Raw genomic sequence first — 15,894 nt, 5'->3', positions numbered from 1 at the left:
CAGACGTCTCAGATCTCGACCCAGTCGAGCGTGCGGGCCACGGCCTTCTTCCAGCCGGCGTAGCCCTTCTCGCGGCGCTCGTCGTCCCACTCCGGCAGCCAGCGGGCGTCCTCCTGCCAATTGCTCTCCAGCTCCGCGGTCGACTTCCAGAACCCGGTGGCCAGGCCCGCGGCGTAGGCGGCGCCGAGCGCGGTAGTCTCGGCGACGACCGGCCGGGAGACGGGCACCCCGAGGATGTCGGCCTGCAGTTGCATGCACAGCTCGTTGGCGGTCACGCCGCCGTCCACGCGCAGCACCTCAAGGGCGACGCCGGAGTCCTGCCGCATCGCCTCGACCACGTCGCGCGACTGGTAGCAGATGGATTCCAGGGTGGCGCGGGCCAGGTGGGCGTTGGTGTTGTAGCGGGACAGGCCGACGATGGCGCCGCGGGCGTCGCTGCGCCAGTACGGGGCGAACAGCCCGGAGAAGGCGGGCACGAAGTACACGCCGCCGTTGTCGTCGACCTGGCGGGCCAACGCCTCGCTCTGCGCGGCGCCGGAGATGATGCCGAGCTGGTCGCGCAGCCACTGCACCGCCGACCCGGTGACGGCGATCGAGCCCTCCAGCGCGTAGACGGGCTTGGCGTCGCCGAACTTGTAGCAGACCGTCGTCAGCAGGCCGTGCTCGGACCGCACGAGCTCCTCGCCGGTGTTGAGCAGCAGGAAGTTGCCGGTGCCGTAGGTGTTCTTGGCCTGGCCGGGCTCGAAGCACACCTGCCCGACGGTGGCGGCCTGCTGGTCGCCGAGCGCGGCGGTCAGCATGACCTCGCCGCCGACGGGGCCGCTCGCGCGGGTCGTGCCGTAGCCGCGCGGGTCGGACGACGGGCGGATCTCCGGCAGCATCGCCCGGGGGATGTCGAAGAACGACAGCAGCTCGTCGTCCCAGTCGAGGGTCTCCAGGTCCATGAGCATGGTGCGGCTGGCGTTGGTGACGTCGGTGACGTGCACGCCGCCGTCGCGTCCGCCGGTCAGGTTCCACAGCAGCCACGAGTCGGTCGTGCCGAAGATCGCGTCGCCGGCCTCGGCGGCCTCGCGCACCCCGGGGACGTTCTCCAGGATCCACTGGATCTTGCCGCCCGCGAAGTAGGTGGCCGGGGGCAGGCCCGCCTTGCGGCGGATCACGTCGCCGCGTCCGTCGCGGTCCAGCGCGGCGGCGATGGCGTCGGTGCGGGTGTCCTGCCAGACGATCGCGTTGTGGTACGGCCGGCCGGTGCGGCGGTTCCACACCACCGTGGTCTCGCGCTGGTTGGTGATGCCGAGCCCGGCCAGGTCGCTGTGCTGCAGGTTCGCCTTGGTCAGGGCGGTCTCGATGACGGCGCGGGTGCGCTCCCAGATCTCGGTGGGGTTGTGCTCGACCCAGCCCGCCCGCGGCAGGATCTGCTCGTGCTCCAGCTGGTGGCGGGCGATCTCGTTGCCACCGTGGTCGAAGATCATGAACCGGGTGCTGGTGGTGCCCTGGTCGATCGCTCCGACGAAGTCAGCCATGTGGTCCTCTCCAGGTGGTCAGGCGGGCGTGTCAGGGGCCGGGTCAGGCGGGCTGGTGCTCGGTCTTCTCCGGGACGGTGGCCGCGGCGCTCTCCTCGTCGCCCGGCAGGAACCGGTGGATCAGGACCTTGTAGAGCCCCGCGCCGAGCACCCCGCCGACCAGCGGTCCCACGATCGGGACCCAGAAGTACAGGTCGCCGTACTGGTCGCGCCAGGCGGTCCCGTATCCGGTGAGGAACGAGGCCAGGCGCGGGCCGAAGTCGCGGGCGGGGTTGATCGCGTAGCCGGCGTCCGTGCCCCAGGCCATGCCGATCGCGACCACCAGCAGGCCGATCACCACCGGGGTCAGGTTGGCCAGCGGCGGCCGGTTGCGGACATCGGTGAGGGCCAGGATCACGAACAGCAGGATCGCGGTGCCGATGACCTGGTCGCGCAGCCCGCCCCACATCGTCACCGGCAGTTCCCCGTTGCCCGGCAGCGTGGAGAACACGCCCTGCGTCTTGATGGTGTGGCCGGGATCGGCCTTGGCGAGGACCTCGCTGTAGTTCCAGCGGACGAGCAGCGCCGCCACGAACGCGCCGGCGGTCTGCGCCAGCACGTACGGCGCCACCTTGCGCCACGGATGGTCGCGGAAGACCGCCAGCGCGACGGTCACGGCGGGGTTGAGGTGGGCGCCGCTGATGCGCGCCGCCACGTACACGCCCAGGGTGACACCGATTCCCCAGGCCCAGGCGATGCTGTCGTGGTCACCGATCCCGGCCGCGGCGACCTGCGCGACCACTCCGACTCCGAACAGGATGAGGATCATGGTTCCGGCGAACTCGGCGGCGATCTCCCCGGCGAGTCCCGGCACCCTGCTGCGTACCGCCATGCTGACCTCCTCGGACGGGCGGGCAGGGGCGCGCGGCCACGGTGGTGCGGGCGGCCGCACGCTGGGGCGAGGGGCGCCGCGTCGTCGGCCGGGTCGCGGCCGGGGGCGGGCGTGACGCTCCTCGGCTGCCGAGGACGCTAGAACGGCGCTCGGCAACCGGCAACGGACGGGTGCCGACAATGTCGAACACTTTCACCGTCACCCCGCGCCCGTTACGCTCCCTGCTGTGCGGCGGATCACACCATTCGGGCAGTTCGCGGCAGAAATGACGGTGATGGCGACCCATGCCGACAATGTCGGCACCTGGGGTGAAGATGAACTACGCTCGCGTCCATGCCGGGACCGGTGCAGTCGATCGAGCGGGCCGCGGCCATCCTGCGGCTGCTGGCCGGCAGCTCGGGACGGCTGGGCGTCGGCGAGATCGCCCAGTCGCTCGGCCTGGCGCGCGGCACCGCGCACGGCATCCTGCGCACGCTGGAACGCGTGGGGTTCGTCGAGCAGGACAAGGCCAGCGGAAAATATCAGCTCGGCGCCGCCCTGCTCCACCTCGGCACCAGCTACCTGGACGTCAACGAGCTGCGCTCGCGCGCCATCAACTGGGCCGACGCGCTGGCCGCCCGCAGCGGCGAGGCGGTGCGCATCGGCACGCTGCTGGACGGTCAGGTCCTCGTCGTGCACCACGTGTTCCGTCCCGACGACACGCTCCAGGCGATGGACGTCGGGTCGCTGCTGCCGCTGCACGCCACCGCGCTCGGCAAGGCGCTGCTCGCCCACGACGCCAACGCCGCCGCCTGCGTCCGCGGCGTCGCGCTGGAGGCGTTCACCCGCCGCACCGTCACCGACGCCCGGCAGCTGGCCCGCGCCCTCACCCAGGTGCGCGAACGCGGCTGGGCGTCGGAGATCGAGGAGCTGTCGATCGGCGAGGCCGCCATCGCCGCGCCGATCCGCGGCCACGGCGGCCTGGTCGTGGGGGCGATCGGGGTGTCCGGGGCGATCGAGCGCATCTGCGACGCCCAGCGCGTCCCGGCCGCCAAGCTCGTGGGGTTCGTGCGGGACGCGGCCCGCGCGGTCTCCCGTGACCTGGGGGGTTCTCGCTGGTGACGACAGGGGGTGAGGGGCCGTGGTCGAACGTTACGTGATGTCCATCGACCAGGGCACCACGTCGACCCGCTGCATCCTGTTCGACCACAGCGGCCGCCTCGTCGCCGTCGCGCAGCGCGAGCACCGGCAGCACTTCCCCCGGCCCGGCTGGGTGGAGCACGACCCCGTGGAGATCTGGCGCAACCTCGAACGCATCGCGCCGGAGGCCCTCGCCCAGGCCGGCGCCACCCCCGCCCAGGTGGCCGCCGTCGGCATCGCCAACCAGCGCGAGACCACCGTCCTGTGGGACCGGCTGACCGGCGCACCGGTCGGACGCGCCGTCGTCTGGCAGGACACCCGCACCGACGCCCTGGTCGAGGAGCTGTCGCGCGCCCCGAACGCCGCGCTCGTCACCGAGCGCAGCGGCCTGCCGCTGGCCACCTACTTCTCCGCCCCGCGCATCCGCTGGACCCTCGACCACGTCCCCGGCCTGCGCGAACGCGCCGAACGCGGCGAGGTGCTGTTCGGCACCATGGAGAGCTGGCTGATCTGGAACCTCAGCGGCGGGGTGGACGGCGGCGTGCACGTGACCGACGTCACCAACGCCAGCCGCACCCTGCTCATGGACCTCAAGACGCTGAGCTGGGACGAGGACCTGCTGGCGTTCTTCGGCGTCCCCCGGGCCATGCTGCCGGAGATCCGCTCGTCCACCGAGAGCTATGCCACCGCCCGCCGGGTCTTTCCGGGGGTGCGCATCGGCGCCGCGCTCGGCGACCAGCAGGCCGCGCTGTTCGGGCAGACGTGCTTCTCCCCCGGCGAGACCAAGTGCACCTACGGCACCGGCGCGTTCCTGCTGATGAACACCGGCACCACCCCCGTCCGGTCGGCCAACGGGCTGCTCACCACCGTCGGCTACAAGATCGGCGACGAGCCCGCGGTGTACGCGCTGGAAGGCTCGATCGCGGTGACCGGCGCGCTGGTGCAGTGGTTCCGCGACCGGCTCGGGCTGATCTCCACCGCCCCGGAGATCGAGACGCTGGCCCGCACCGTCGAGGACAACGGCGGCTGCTACATCGTCCCGGCGTTCTCCGGGCTGTTCGCCCCGCACTGGCGCAGCGAGGCCCGCGGCATCATCGTCGGCCTGACCTCCTACATCACCAAGGGCCACCTGGCCCGCGCGGTGCTGGAGGCCACCGGCTGGCAGACCCGCGAGGTGGTGGACGCGATGAACCGCGACTCGGGCCTCAGCCTGCGCGAGCTGAAGGCCGACGGCGGCATGACCGCCGACAACCTGCTCATGCAGTTCGTCGCCGACGTGCTGAACGTGCCCGTCGAACGGCCCATGGTCGTCGAGACGGTCTCCCTGGGCGCCGCCTACGCGGCCGGCCTCGCCGTCGGCTACTGGCCGGACCTGCGGGGCCTGCGCCGCAACTGGCACCGCGCCGCCCGCTGGGTCCCGTCGATGGACCCGCGGCGGCGCGAGAGCGAGTACGACAACTGGCGCCGGGCGGTGGAACGGACGTTCGACTGGGCAAAGCCCAATAAACAGGACTGAGCAGGCATAACGGTCGTTCCCCCGGGTAGGCCCGCCCGTAACGGTCTAGACCATTTTGCGGTAGGGGCCGGGTTATCGGAGAAGATCTGTCCACTTGCTGGTGTTGTACCGCAAGGACGATCAGTCCACACAAGATCATCGGCCGCGTCAGCGGCCCCATGGGAGGAACACCGCGAACATGAGCAGCCGTCTCGCCAACCCTCGCCGCACCAGGCTCGACGCCTGGCCGAAGCAGCGCACGGTCGACGTACGGACCGACCAGGGCGCCAAGCCCACCGAGTCCACGTCGCCCGCACCCGAGGCAGAGCGCGCCGATCGTTGATCGGCCGACATCCAGGTTGCTCACTGGGCCCGTCCCGCACGGGCTTCCCATCCCCAACCACTCTGTCCACCCGGGGGCGCCTCCACTCCGGAGGCGCCCCCGGCGGGTCCCCGGCGAGACCCTCCGCTGGCAGATCAACTACCGCTTCAGCGGCTACCACGGCTGGTCGTACAGGCTCGACACCCTCAACCTGGCCTACGGCCCCGCCTTCCCACCCGACGTCTTCCTGACGCCGCCCACCCGCACCGTCGACGAACGCGCCCGCCTGTACTAGGGCGGGCTTGACCTTGTCACCGGTGTCAAGGGATAGCGTTCATGATCCGTGGAACGGGAGGGCCGATGCGTATCGGGGAGTTCGCCGAGCGTGCGGGCGTGAGCACGCGTGCGCTGCGCTACTACGAGAAGCAGGGGCTGTTGCCGGCCCGGCGCGCGGCCAACGGCTACCGGGAGTACGACGAGTCCGACCTGCGGCTTGTGGCGGAGATCCGCACCCTGCTGGCGGCGGGATTCACCCTGGAGGACGCCCGGCCGTTCGTCGACTGCCTGCGCGCGGGCAACGACGTGGGCAGCGCGTGCGCGGAGTCGGCCGCCGTCTCCCGGCGCAAGCTCGCCGAGATCGACGCGGAGATCCGCACCCTGCTCAGGCGCCGCGCCGAGATCGCCGGCCAACTGACCCGGGACTGCCCCGGCTGCGAACTGTTCCCGGCCGCGGAACTCCCCCGGCCGCTGCCTCCCCGCCGCCAGCCCGGCACCGGCCGCCTGCGAGGCGGCCCGCCGTCCCGCACCGACTCCCGAACGAGGACGCAGTGAAATTTGCCACCAGCTACAGCACGCCTTTCTACGGCGCCGACCCCGACAAGCTGATCGCCTATGCCCGGCACGCCGAAGCCTGCGGCTTCGAGGCCCTGTACCTGCCGGAGCACATCGCCCTGTACCCCGGCGCGCAGATCGGGGGAATGGAACTGCCCCCGTCACTGCCCTACCCCGACCCGCTCACCTGCCTGACCTTCGTCGCCGCGGCCACGGAGCGGATCCTGCTCGGAACGGGCGTACTGCTGCTGCCCTACCACCACCCGGTGACGCTCGCCAAGCGCCTGGCCACCATCGACGTGCTGTCCAAAGGCCGGATGCGACTGCTGACCATCGGCGTCGGGGCACTGCCCGGCGAGGCCCAGGCGGTGGGAGTCGACTACCGCACCCGCGGCCGCCGCGCCGACGAGGCCATCGAGGTGATGCGGCTGCTGTGGGCGGGAGGCGAAGAGGGCGTCAGCTTCCACGGGGAGTTCTTCTCCTTCGACGACCTCAGCAGCTTCCCCAAGCCCTTCAACGCGACTGACCTGCCGATCCACGTCGGCGGCTCCAGCCGGGCGGCCGCCCGCCGCGCCGGACGCCTCGGCGACGGCTACTTCCCCGGCGGTGCGCTGGCCCCGGCCGAACGCGCCGCCCAGATGGACCTCGCCCGCACCACCGCGATCGAGGCCGGCCGTGACCCGGAGGCACTGGAGTACACCCGCTTCGGCTCGATGGACATGTCCACCGAACGAGTGGAGGCCTTCGCCGCCCAGGGCGTGACCCGCATCGTCGTAGGCCCCACCACCACCGACCCGGACGAACAACGCGAAGAAATGACCACCTTCGCCACCCGCTTCAACCTCACCCCCACACCCGGCTGACGCCCCGTCCCACCGCACGGAAGCCGCGGGGCGACTGGAAGATCAAGGCTGACCAGAAACCCAGTCAAGCGCCGCCCTCGCCGGGCGCGGCCCGCTCCGTCGCACCTGCGGCACCGGCGCCCCTACGCAGCCCACACCGAATCACATCGCAGTGGAAACGCGCCGCACCCCCTGCCGCAGGACGCCAGCATCCCGCGTCACATGGCGAAGCGGCCGTCGCCCCTGCGCGCCGACCGTGGTGACCGGCGCCTCGGGCGAAACCAGCCATATCTTCTGGCCCTCCGGTGTCACGGTGATTCCGAACCGGGCGCAGTCGGGACGTCCCGCCAACCACCCTCGCTGCCCCACAGCGCTCATTCACGCGACCGGCAGCCATCCATCCCAACGTCCCTCCGACACGCTCACCGAGTGACGCGGTCCAACAGCACTCGCAGTGCCCACCGCCACCGGCGCGGCCGCTCGTCCCACCGCATGTAATGACCCCAGTACGGGCCGAGCCCTGACACCACGTCCTCCACCACGGAAGCCGCGGTCTTGTACGCCTCCGCGCGGCCTTCATGCCGAGCGGCCTCTCGCACCTGCCCCAGCGCCGCTTCCTCGGCCGACTTCTGTTCATGAGCAGCCGCGAGCGTCCGCCACCCGTCCGCCTGTGACAGGGTCAGGGCGATCGTGGCCCAGAGCCGGAAAGCCATCGTCCGTTCCTGTCTACGGGTCATCCCGCCACCTCGAACCAGACGGTGACCTGCCGCTGTCCGTCACCGGTGACCTTGACACCCCAGGCGTGGGCCAGTTCGCTCACGAGCAGCAACCCCCGCCCGGACTCCCCCCACTCGTCACCGGCCGGAATCTCCGGAAGCGTGTCCGCGCCCCCGTCGTCCTGGATCTCCACTCGGACCCGCCCAGGCGCGCTGAGCACCGTCACCCACACCCCACCACCGCGCTTCCCACTCGCGGTGTGCCGCACGGCATTGGTGGCGATCTCCGCTGTCAGCAGATCCACATCGCCGAGATCGACCGAGCTGTCGGAGCACACCGCCTCCCGCACGAACCGGCGCACCGCTCGGACATCCACGCCTGCACCGCCGGCCACTCGACCGGTCGCCACCCGGCCCCACACGATCACCACTCCACCGCCGCGATCTGCCGAGCCGCCCGCTTGGTCCCGTCCGCCGGCGCCATACACCGCCCGTCCCACAGATACGACCACCCACCCCGCGGCTCTTGGCAGGCCAAGACGGCCATCGATCGAGCACGCGACCGCACCCGCACGTACAAGACCGGCTCCCCCAGCGCGGGCAGCGCCAGCCACGATCCCCGCCCCAGCGAGCGCAGGTCCGTCATAAGTTGGACCAGCACATCAAAACGCGAGGTGTTCGCTTCCTCTGGCGAGGCGGCTGGCGCGGGCGGACCGATGTAGGGCGTTCTGGGGGGCATTGCGGGTAGATCTCCAGCGTCGACTACGGTGAAGCCCTGATTTGTTGAAGCAAATCAGGGTGCCTTCATGGTGCCGTCACACAGCGCATCCGTCAATAAGCTTCAACAAATCCATGAGTGAAGGGTTGGACACGTGGGGTCAGCTCGGTACACCGAGATCGCGGAGGACTTGCTGCGGCGCATCGACGAGGGCGAGTGGCAGGCCGGCGAGACCTTGCCGCCGATGGAGCGGCTTGCCGAGCATTACGGCGCCAGCCGCAACGCCGTCGCACGGGCCGTCGGCAAGCTGGCCGAGCAGGGCCGCCTCGTCTCCGTGCCGCGCAGGGGCACCGTCGTCCGCCCAAGGCACCGCAAGGTCGTCATGCGGACGGACGTGGTCAGGCGTAACACCCGGCATGTGAAGGACGGCCAACAGGTCGCGGGCGGCTACAGCTTCCCGGCTGCCATGGGCAACGAACTCTGGATCCACCACCTGCCGCCCACGGTCGGCAAAGCACCGATCAACGACCCGCGCCTGGCGCACCTGCTGAACGTGCCGGTTGGCGAGATCGTCACGCGTCGGCTCCGGGTCACCGGGCCGGAGGGCGAACCGACCTTCCAGATCTCGACAACATGGATCCACCCGCGCATCTCGGAGGAGGTGCCGGAGGTCGAAGACCCTTACGGCACCGGGCCGGGCGCCTGGATCGACGCGATCGAGAGCCGAGGGCACGGCCCCCTGGAGTGGTTGGAGCGGCGGCGCGTGCGCATGCCGACCGTTGAAGAGCGCAAACTCCTGCTCATCCCGTCCAGCCTGCCGGTATGGGAGATCGTGCGCGTCAGCTACAGCGCCAAGGATGAGAAGGCCGTCGACGTCACGCAGGTCATCATCCCGGGTGACCGTATGGAAGAGGTGGCCCAGCTGCGGCGGGACGACTCAGCGAGGTGGCCACACCCGGCCACCGGGCCCGACGGCCCGCCCGTGGCTCCGGGTACGTAGCCATAGTCACCAACGGCAGTCATGAGACCGTCGCAACGTTCCCTTGGGTAGGAGGCGGATCGCGCCATGACCGAAGCAAAAGCCCTGTCATGTGCCGTCTGGCGCAAGAGCAGCCGCAGCAGCGCCAATGGCCAGTGCGTCGAGATCGCGGACCTGCAGACCGCCGTAGCCGTCCGAGACAGCAAGCTGCCCACGGGCCCCCTCCTGACCATCCCCACGCAGCGATGGAGCGCGTTCCTTCAGGCCATCAAGGCGGGACAGCACGACCTGAGCTGACAAGCCCTCTCGAGCGAGACCGCAATGTCTTGGCGATCGAAAGGAAGGCGCGGCATGGCCGCGTCAGGACCGTCCCACCTCACCTGGCGCAAGAGCAGCCACAGCAACGGAGCCGGCGGAGAGTGTGTCGAACTCGCCGCCGCACACCCGGGGGTAGCTGTACGCGACAGCAGGCAACCAACTGGACCGATCCTGAGCTTTCAGAGCGACGAGTGGGCCACCTTCTTGCAGAACGTCAAGGCTGGCCAGCACGATTTGAGCTGAGGTTCGTCCCTGACTCCTCGTGGGTCCTCCGCCTGCCACCGGCGGAGGACCCACGCAAAAAGAACGGTAGGCGTGGGGAGTCGGTGCTGAACGTCGGTGGTGATCGATAGCGTGCCGGGATGAGTGAAATGGCTCCTCGGCATGTGTTGTGCGTACTCGGCTCCGGGCTGGGTCTTGCGGAGATCGAACGGGTCGCCGCCGGCTTCGGCGGTTTCGTGCTCGACCGCGAGTACTCCGAGGCCGAACCCGATCCGCGGATGCCGGAGGCGTTCGAGGCCAGTATGGCGGTGGCTTCGTTCGACGAGGAGGACTGGGCCGCCGTGGAGTCCCACGACACGGTCGGCTACCTGCTGTCCGCGCCGATGATGCGGGAGCTGGCGGCCGACACTTCGCGGCGGCTGCTGGCGGCGACGGCCGCTCTGCTGCGGTCCGGCGCCACTGCGGTGAAGAACGAGAGCAGTGGACTCGCGCACGGCCGGGACCGCTGGCTCGCGCTGGCCGGCCGAGCGGCCGACGCCAAGGACGAGGACCTGGCCGATGCGCTCGTCACCGCCTGGGTGAAGCGGCCGATCTACGACGGCCGGGTGCTCTACAGCTGCGGCATGCACTTGCTCGGCGCGCCCGAGGTGGAGATCGAGGTCGGTGAGGAGCAGCTGACCGAGGACGATCTGCCTGACCTGGTCGCACATCTGGACACGCTGGCGATCTACCTGCTGACCGATCCACGCGCCGAGGAGATCGAGGACGGCGCCGGCTTCCGGATGACCGAGGACGCTCCCCGATGGGTGCTGCGTACCGGCACATGCGACCGCTACGACGAGGACGACCTGTTCTTCAACCCGTATGGATACGTCCGGCTGACTCACCCCGGGTGACGAAGGCGGAACCCGAAGAGCGGGGCCGCCGTCGCTCCGTTCCCTGACGCCAAGGGCACGGCATGTCCGTGCCGGAACCGTCCCGCCTCACCTGGCGGGTAGCCGCACCTAGCGGCGTCCGTGGAAGTCGCGGGCGCGTCTCCTGTGATCGCCATGGGCGGCAGGCGACGATGCCCGGCAGCGTGGGCGGGGCGTCAGGTGATGTAGAGGGAGAGGGTCTCGGCGACGCAGGCGGGGCGCTTTTCGCCTTCGACTTCGACCGTGACCCGCACCGTCGACAGCTTGCCCGCCGGGGAGTTCTTCAGGTCGACCAGTTCGGCACCGCCTCGTACGCGGGAGCCGACCTTGACCGGGGCGGGAAAGCGGACCTTGTTGAGACCCACGTTGACGCCCATCTTCAGCCCGTCGATCCGGAAGATCTCCGGCATGAACGCGCTGACCAGCGACAGGGTGAGATAACCGTGCGCGATGGTCGCGCCGTACGGGCCGGCGGCGGCCTGTTCGGGGTCGACGTGAATCCACTGGTGGTCGTCGGTCGCTTCGGCGAACAGGTCGATCTGCCGCTGGGTCACCTCTCGCCAGGGGCTGTAGCCCAGGTGCTCCCCCTTGGCGGCGGCGAACTCGGCAAGATCCGCGAAACGTCTCATACGCATGATCGTTCCGATTTGATCAGCGGCGGGGCAACGCCGCGCACTGACAACAGTCGCCATCGGCTGCTTGTCCGCCCGGCGCCTTGCGCGCAATCCGCCTCGCAGTTTTCCGAGGCTCGAGACCACCTGAGTCAACCGGGCGACGGTGTGTCTCCTCGTATTGCACAGCCCATCTGGTCGGGCGCTGCGCCGGGGGCTCGTCACGGCTGTCGGACGACGGCGCCGATGACCGTGGTGACGACGTTGCGGACGGCTTCGGGGGCCGGCGCCGGGCCCGTCCGGTCGGCGAACAGCAGGTGCCCGGCTCCGATCAGGGTCGGGGCGAGCGTGTCGACGTCGGCGTCCGGGGCGAGGCGGCCCAGGTCGCGTTCGGCGGTGAGGTAGGACGCGATCATGGTCGTGGCCTCCGCCAGGAGCGGGACGCCCGTCGGCCTGGCCTGGCGCAGCCGGGCGCGCAGGTTGTCCCGGGACGTGATGAGGGCGACGATCGCCACGGCGACCGACTCGAACAGGTCCGTCAGGACGCGGGTGAGGTTGTCGGCGACGGTGCCGGTCCCGGCGCGGTCGCGCAGGGCGGCGGCCTGGTCGTCGATCCGGGTGACGCGGTCGAGCACGAGCTCGGCGAGGAAGGCGTCGAAGTCGGCGAAGTGGCGGTGCAGGACGCCCTTGGCGCAGCCCGCCTCCGTGGTGACCGCCCGGCTGGTCAGCGCGCCCGGCCCGTCCCGGAGCAGGACGCGCTCGGCGGCGACGAACAGCTGTTCGCGCACGTCACGGATGGCCACCCCTGTCGGCATCGCCGCATCCCTTCCTCGTGTCGGGCCAACACGGTAGACGAGTGGGCATGTGCCCACTAGTGTGGGCATATGCCCACTCTAACAACGCCCGAAAACGAGCCCCATCGTCACCGGCAGATGGCCGAGTCGTTCGGCGTGGACGCCGAACGCTACGACCGGACCCGGCCCCGATACCCCGACGCGCTGATCAGCAGGCTGATGGCCGCCAGTCCCGGGCCCGACGTCCTCGACGTCGGCTGCGGCACCGGCATCGAGGCCCGGCAGATCCAGGCGGCCGGCGGCCGGGTGCTCGGGGTCGAGCCCGACGCGCGCATGGCCGACTTCGCGCGGCGCAGTGGAGTCGAGGTCGAGGTGGCGACGTTCGAGTCCTGGGACCCCGCGGGCCGGGTTTTCGACGCGGTCGTCGCCGCGACGGCCTGGCACTGGGTGGACCCGGTCGCGGGCGCGGCGAAGGCCGCCGTGGCGCTGCGTCCCGGTGGACTGCTCGCCGTGTTCTGGAACGCCTTCCAGCTTCCGGCGTCCGTGGCCGACGCCTACGCCACCGTCTACCAGCGGGTGGTGCCCGACTCGCCGTTCAACTTCCAGGCGGGAAGGCAGTCCCTGGACGCCTACCAACTGATGTGCACCAAGGCCGCCGACGGGATCCGGGCGGCGGGCGGCTTCGGCGAGCCGGAACAGTGGCGCTTCGATTGGGAGCAGTTCTACTCCCGCGACGAATGGCTGGACCAGCTGCCCACCACCGGCGCCCTCACCCCCCTCCCTCAGGACAAGCAGGCGGAGGTGCTGGAGGGCGTGGGAGCCGCCGTCGACGCCCTGGGCGGCAGCTTCACCATGCGGTACGCCACGGTGGCCGTCACCGCGACCCGAACCGGCACCACCTGATCCGGCCGCTCAGCCGACACTCCGGACGCCTCACCCGAACGCGACCACGACACGATCGTGCACCGGCCGGTATCCCAGGCGCTGGTAGAGGGCGTTGCTCGTGGGATTGCCCAGATCGGTGAACAACACCACCTCGTAACCCCGCTCCAGCGCCTGCCGGCTGATCGCCGCCGTCACGGCTCCGCCATAGCCGCGCCCGCGCAGTGCGTCGGGGGTGTAGACGGGCGCGATCCGGACGACGCCCGCAACCGGCCGGGTGGACCCGGCCATCGAGACGGGTACGCCGTCGGCCTCCCACAGGCTGAGCCTGCCATGGCCGATCCGGTCGTCCACTGCGGGCGCCGGGTCACCCGACGGCTCGCCGACGTCCCGGTAGAACGCTTCGTGCCAGGCCAGCAACAGGTCCCGATCATCGGGTCGGGCCGGCCGCTCACCCCCGGGCGGCGCCGGACTGGGAGGGACGAGCCGCCCGAGCCGGTACAAGCGGGTGCGCTTCACGACCTGAGCGCCGACGCCGGTGCGGCGTCCCCACGCGGCGGCGAACGCCTCGGCGGTCCTGGGCTCGGCGTTGAACCCGGATATCCGGGTGCCCGCCAATGCCCGCGCCAGCGACTCCGTCGCCTCCCCTGCGGACAGGGCGGCCACGACGGGGCGCGGCGGAGTCTGCACGAAAGCGCCCCCGACCTGGCCGTCCTGTTCCCGCCACCAGCCGAACAACGGCGTCCCGCCATAGCCAGGGGCGCGCACGGAGACGTTCTCCATGATCGTCAAGAGCAGGTTGTGCTCCACCGGCCGGGACCGCAGGAAGTCCCCCGCGGCCTCGCGGAACTCCGCGACGCTTTCGCCCATGGCCCAGCTCATGTGATCTCCCGGTTCGTCGAAGGCTCTGGCCCGGGAAGCCTAGATCGCGGCGCCCTGGTCGAGGCCGCCGATCGGCCAGGCGCTCGAACGAGACGTCCTAGGCGTGCATGTGCGCCCAGGTGCGCGATCTGGGACGTTCGGTCGGCGCCCGGCCTTCCACTACGTCAACGACGCTTGAGAGCCATGTCCAGCCGCCGCCGGAACGGCTTGTAGTCGTGGTCGGGAAACCACTTCGGGAACAGTTCGAGCATCGTGCGGAGCCTGGTGACCGTGCTGTCGCCGCCCCTGAGCGGGTTCTCGGTGAACAGGTACTGCCAGCCGAAGGTGCCCTTCGTGACGCGCAGGGCGTCGAGGTATCCCTGGTAGTCGAGATCCAGCTTGTAGTAGTCATCGCCGGTCTTGTCGAACCAGATCTCGGGCTCCTCGACGCCCGGCTGCACCCTGAGTGCGGCGAGATGGCCGGTGCCCCACTCGGGGGTTCCGTCGATGCCCCGGAGTTCGGACTGAAGCCGTTCTTCCTCGGGCGTCATGTTCGCCCAGAGTTCGAGCGGTCGCCGCCCCAGCACGGCGGTCTCCAAGGCCCCCATGCAGAACTCCCCGGCGATGAAGTGTTCCTTGCCCTCGGCGCTCTGCCAGGCGCTGCCGAGATACTCGAATCGGAAGTGGCAGTCCCGGAAGGACGGGCCCAGCGGCATGCCCGTGACGAGGGAGACGGTCTCGATGCTGGTCTCGGCATCCTCGATTTCGGGGTCGATCTCCCTGTACTCGTTGAGGACCTCGATCTCGGGGCAGTTCTTCAGTTCGTCCAGGACGTCTATCCAGGTCTGCTCGTAGGGGGTCAAGGCAACCATCAGGCGAGCGTAGGGCGTGGGGCGGGACGGTGCCTCCCGAACACCAGACCCGAACACCAGACGTGGTCAGCGGGCCGTGTGGACGAAGGATCCTGGTGCTGCCGGTGACGGCGCGGGTCGCGGCGAACAGGGCGGCCATTGGATTTCGAGCACGACCGGCGAGCCCGCGCATCGCGCCCACACCACCGGGAGCCTCCTGATGCTCGATGACATGCGCGTTCTGCGCGATGCGGTCGAGAAATACCGTGCTGCGGCGACGGCCGCGGGTATCACCTGGCCCGAACGCGGTGAATCGCCCGGTGCGGAGCCTCCCGACCTGGTCTACCGGCTCTTCGACGTGGACCGTGTCGCCGAGCAGTTGATCTGGCTGCAGTCCCAGGCATGGCCCGAACCGGCCTTTCCCGAAGGCGGATACCTCGTCCCGTGGCCGACCGACGGGGGCGAGGCCCTCGAGAATCTGTCGTTGTCGATCGGTACCCCCTTCCCCTGGCGCCATCAGCTGACCCTGTTCTACTTCGATGTCGTCTTCTACACGTTCGTCCTCGCGGGCGACCACGAGGGGGAGATCTGGCGCTACGAGATCTCCCCCGACGCCTGGGACGCGGTTCGCGCCGCTGACAGCCTGGCCGCCTTGTTCACCGAGTGGACGAAAGGGATGGCCGCCGGTGTGGTCCGCCCCACCGATATCAGCGGGGACAGGTGGCTTCTGGTCGGCCGCGACGGCCGCGACACCTTCGAGGTGCTCCAGGAACACGACCTCGATCCCTTCGCCTTCCCGGTGGCCCCGCTGAAGGAAACGCCGCTGCGTGCGCGGCAGCGGGAATGCGGGGTCGACATGACCTGCATCGACCGGGGCTTCGACTGCCATGAGGAGTTGCTCGACGCGATCGACGCCACCCGAGCGTCCCTCGGCATGTGATCCGGCGCCGACCGTCCAACCGAGGTGAGCCGCCGCGGATGACCTCCTCGTAGGATTCCCGCCACATGGGCACAGGCCCATCACG

Annotated in this window: 20 protein-coding genes; 12 read left to right on the top strand and 8 right to left on the bottom strand. The window is 70.3% G+C overall.

Annotated elements, in window-relative coordinates:
• Positions 1–8: 8 nt before the first annotated feature.
• Both glpK (ABD811_RS22315) and ABD811_RS22310 read right to left on the bottom strand, forming a co-directional pair.
• Positions 9–1,523 carry a glycerol kinase GlpK gene (glpK, locus tag ABD811_RS22315; RefSeq protein WP_344950923.1) on the bottom strand — a complete coding sequence of 505 codons (1,515 nt, stop codon included), beginning with the start codon at positions 1,521–1,523 and terminating at the stop codon, positions 9–11.
• A gap of 43 nt (positions 1,524–1,566) precedes the next feature.
• Positions 1,567–2,394: an MIP/aquaporin family protein gene (locus ABD811_RS22310; protein WP_344950920.1), complete on the bottom strand. Its 828-nt coding sequence runs from the start codon at positions 2,392–2,394 to the stop codon at positions 1,567–1,569.
• 333 nt (positions 2,395–2,727) lie between these two features.
• On the opposite strand from ABD811_RS22310, the gene ABD811_RS22305 reads away from it, so the two are divergent.
• The 6 genes from ABD811_RS22305 (at position 2,728) to ABD811_RS22280 (ending at position 7,024) form a co-directional block, all read left to right on the top strand.
• Positions 2,728–3,495 (top strand): IclR family transcriptional regulator, encoded by a 768-nt coding sequence (locus ABD811_RS22305; RefSeq protein ID WP_344950917.1) that lies wholly within the window; start codon positions 2,728–2,730, stop codon positions 3,493–3,495.
• A gap of 19 nt (positions 3,496–3,514) precedes the next feature.
• The gene (gene glpK, locus ABD811_RS22300; protein ID WP_344950914.1) at positions 3,515–5,029 is read left to right on the top strand and encodes a glycerol kinase GlpK; all 1,515 of its coding nucleotides are present in this window, start codon (positions 3,515–3,517) and stop codon (positions 5,027–5,029) included.
• A gap of 178 nt (positions 5,030–5,207) precedes the next feature.
• The gene (locus ABD811_RS22295) at positions 5,208–5,351 is read left to right on the top strand and encodes a hypothetical protein (RefSeq protein ID WP_344950911.1); all 144 of its coding nucleotides are present in this window, start codon (positions 5,208–5,210) and stop codon (positions 5,349–5,351) included.
• Positions 5,352–5,367: 16 nt separating this feature from the next.
• On the top strand, positions 5,368–5,625 hold the full coding sequence (locus tag ABD811_RS22290; protein WP_344950908.1) for a hypothetical protein: 258 nt from the start codon (positions 5,368–5,370) through the stop codon (positions 5,623–5,625).
• A 98-nt stretch (positions 5,626–5,723) separates the two neighbouring features.
• Positions 5,724–6,161 (top strand): MerR family transcriptional regulator, encoded by a 438-nt coding sequence (locus tag ABD811_RS22285; protein ID WP_425549443.1) that lies wholly within the window; start codon positions 5,724–5,726, stop codon positions 6,159–6,161.
• Positions 6,158–7,024 carry a TIGR03619 family F420-dependent LLM class oxidoreductase gene (locus ABD811_RS22280; protein WP_344950904.1) on the top strand — a complete coding sequence of 289 codons (867 nt, stop codon included), beginning with the start codon at positions 6,158–6,160 and terminating at the stop codon, positions 7,022–7,024. The genes ABD811_RS22285 and ABD811_RS22280 overlap by 4 nt, the downstream gene beginning before the upstream one ends.
• Positions 7,025–7,425: 401 nt before the next feature.
• On the opposite strand, the gene ABD811_RS22275 is transcribed toward ABD811_RS22280, so the two are convergent.
• Positions 7,426–7,716 carry a hypothetical protein gene (locus tag ABD811_RS22275; RefSeq protein ID WP_344950901.1) on the bottom strand — a complete coding sequence of 97 codons (291 nt, stop codon included), beginning with the start codon at positions 7,714–7,716 and terminating at the stop codon, positions 7,426–7,428.
• A 20-nt stretch (positions 7,717–7,736) separates the two neighbouring features.
• Positions 7,737–8,147 carry an ATP-binding protein gene (locus ABD811_RS22270; RefSeq protein ID WP_344950899.1) on the bottom strand — a complete coding sequence of 137 codons (411 nt, stop codon included), beginning with the start codon at positions 8,145–8,147 and terminating at the stop codon, positions 7,737–7,739.
• Between the two features lie 444 nt (positions 8,148–8,591).
• On the opposite strand from ABD811_RS22270, the gene ABD811_RS22265 reads away from it, so the two are divergent.
• From ABD811_RS22265 to ABD811_RS22250, 4 genes are all read left to right on the top strand, one after another.
• Positions 8,592–9,437 carry a GntR family transcriptional regulator gene (locus ABD811_RS22265; protein ID WP_344950896.1) on the top strand — a complete coding sequence of 282 codons (846 nt, stop codon included), beginning with the start codon at positions 8,592–8,594 and terminating at the stop codon, positions 9,435–9,437.
• Positions 9,438–9,503: 66 nt separating this feature from the next.
• Positions 9,504–9,713 (top strand): DUF397 domain-containing protein, encoded by a 210-nt coding sequence (locus tag ABD811_RS22260; protein WP_344950894.1) that lies wholly within the window; start codon positions 9,504–9,506, stop codon positions 9,711–9,713.
• A gap of 24 nt (positions 9,714–9,737) precedes the next feature.
• Positions 9,738–9,977, top strand: a complete 240-nt coding sequence (locus ABD811_RS22255) for a DUF397 domain-containing protein (protein ID WP_344950893.1) — start codon at positions 9,738–9,740, stop codon at positions 9,975–9,977.
• 119 nt (positions 9,978–10,096) lie between these two features.
• A complete protein-coding gene (locus ABD811_RS22250) occupies positions 10,097–10,852 on the top strand; it encodes a hypothetical protein (protein ID WP_344950891.1) in 756 nt (251 codons plus the stop codon).
• Positions 10,853–11,046: 194 nt separating this feature from the next.
• Here the strand turns inward: ABD811_RS22250 and ABD811_RS22245 are convergent, their stop codons facing one another.
• Positions 11,047–11,499, bottom strand: coding sequence for a MaoC family dehydratase (locus ABD811_RS22245; protein ID WP_344950888.1), 453 nt, complete (start codon positions 11,497–11,499; stop codon positions 11,047–11,049).
• Positions 11,500–11,702: 203 nt separating this feature from the next.
• On the bottom strand, positions 11,703–12,296 hold the full coding sequence (locus ABD811_RS22240; RefSeq protein WP_344950886.1) for a TetR/AcrR family transcriptional regulator: 594 nt from the start codon (positions 12,294–12,296) through the stop codon (positions 11,703–11,705).
• A gap of 117 nt (positions 12,297–12,413) precedes the next feature.
• Between ABD811_RS22240 and ABD811_RS22235 the strand changes: the two genes are divergently transcribed.
• Positions 12,414–13,178: a class I SAM-dependent methyltransferase gene (locus tag ABD811_RS22235; protein ID WP_344950883.1), complete on the top strand. Its 765-nt coding sequence runs from the start codon at positions 12,414–12,416 to the stop codon at positions 13,176–13,178.
• A 30-nt stretch (positions 13,179–13,208) separates the two neighbouring features.
• On the opposite strand, the gene ABD811_RS22230 is transcribed toward ABD811_RS22235, so the two are convergent.
• A complete protein-coding gene (locus ABD811_RS22230; protein ID WP_344950880.1) occupies positions 13,209–14,039 on the bottom strand; it encodes a GNAT family N-acetyltransferase in 831 nt (276 codons plus the stop codon).
• A 164-nt stretch (positions 14,040–14,203) separates the two neighbouring features.
• On the bottom strand, positions 14,204–14,890 hold the full coding sequence (locus ABD811_RS22225; RefSeq protein WP_344950877.1) for a hypothetical protein: 687 nt from the start codon (positions 14,888–14,890) through the stop codon (positions 14,204–14,206).
• Positions 14,891–15,089: 199 nt separating this feature from the next.
• Between ABD811_RS22225 and ABD811_RS22220 the strand changes: the two genes are divergently transcribed.
• Entirely contained in the window at positions 15,090–15,809 is a 720-nt protein-coding gene (locus ABD811_RS22220) for a hypothetical protein (RefSeq protein ID WP_344950874.1), read from the top strand.
• Positions 15,810–15,894 lie beyond the last annotated feature (85 nt).

Source organism: Actinomadura miaoliensis, assembly GCF_039536785.1.
Taxonomy (GTDB): Bacteria; Actinomycetota; Actinomycetes; order Streptosporangiales; family Streptosporangiaceae; genus Spirillospora; species Spirillospora miaoliensis.
The sequence above is the reverse complement of the archived record's forward strand: the minus strand, read 5'-3'. Positions and strand labels throughout refer to the sequence as shown.

Excerpts from the sequence above, each read along its gene's own strand:
- ABD811_RS22220 (WP_344950874.1), top strand. The coding sequence starts at position 15,090 with ATGCTCGATGACATGCGCGTTCTGCGCGATGCGGTCGAGAAATACCGT.
- ABD811_RS22225 (WP_344950877.1), bottom strand. The coding sequence starts at position 14,890 with ATGGTTGCCTTGACCCCCTACGAGCAGACCTGGATAGACGTCCTGGAC.
- ABD811_RS22275 (WP_344950901.1), bottom strand. The coding sequence starts at position 7,716 with ATGGCTTTCCGGCTCTGGGCCACGATCGCCCTGACCCTGTCACAGGCG.
- glpK (WP_344950923.1), bottom strand. The coding sequence starts at position 1,523 with ATGGCTGACTTCGTCGGAGCGATCGACCAGGGCACCACCAGCACCCGG.
- ABD811_RS22230 (WP_344950880.1), bottom strand. The coding sequence starts at position 14,039 with ATGAGCTGGGCCATGGGCGAAAGCGTCGCGGAGTTCCGCGAGGCCGCG.
- ABD811_RS22250 (WP_344950891.1), top strand. The coding sequence starts at position 10,097 with ATGAGTGAAATGGCTCCTCGGCATGTGTTGTGCGTACTCGGCTCCGGG.
- ABD811_RS22235 (WP_344950883.1), top strand. The coding sequence starts at position 12,414 with ATGGCCGAGTCGTTCGGCGTGGACGCCGAACGCTACGACCGGACCCGG.
- ABD811_RS22295 (WP_344950911.1), top strand. The coding sequence starts at position 5,208 with ATGAGCAGCCGTCTCGCCAACCCTCGCCGCACCAGGCTCGACGCCTGG.
- ABD811_RS22240 (WP_344950886.1), bottom strand. The coding sequence starts at position 12,296 with ATGCCGACAGGGGTGGCCATCCGTGACGTGCGCGAACAGCTGTTCGTC.
- ABD811_RS22245 (WP_344950888.1), bottom strand. The coding sequence starts at position 11,499 with ATGAGACGTTTCGCGGATCTTGCCGAGTTCGCCGCCGCCAAGGGGGAG.
- ABD811_RS22310 (WP_344950920.1), bottom strand. The coding sequence starts at position 2,394 with ATGGCGGTACGCAGCAGGGTGCCGGGACTCGCCGGGGAGATCGCCGCC.
- ABD811_RS22255 (WP_344950893.1), top strand. The coding sequence starts at position 9,738 with ATGTCTTGGCGATCGAAAGGAAGGCGCGGCATGGCCGCGTCAGGACCG.
- ABD811_RS22305 (WP_344950917.1), top strand. The coding sequence starts at position 2,728 with ATGCCGGGACCGGTGCAGTCGATCGAGCGGGCCGCGGCCATCCTGCGG.
- ABD811_RS22260 (WP_344950894.1), top strand. The coding sequence starts at position 9,504 with ATGACCGAAGCAAAAGCCCTGTCATGTGCCGTCTGGCGCAAGAGCAGC.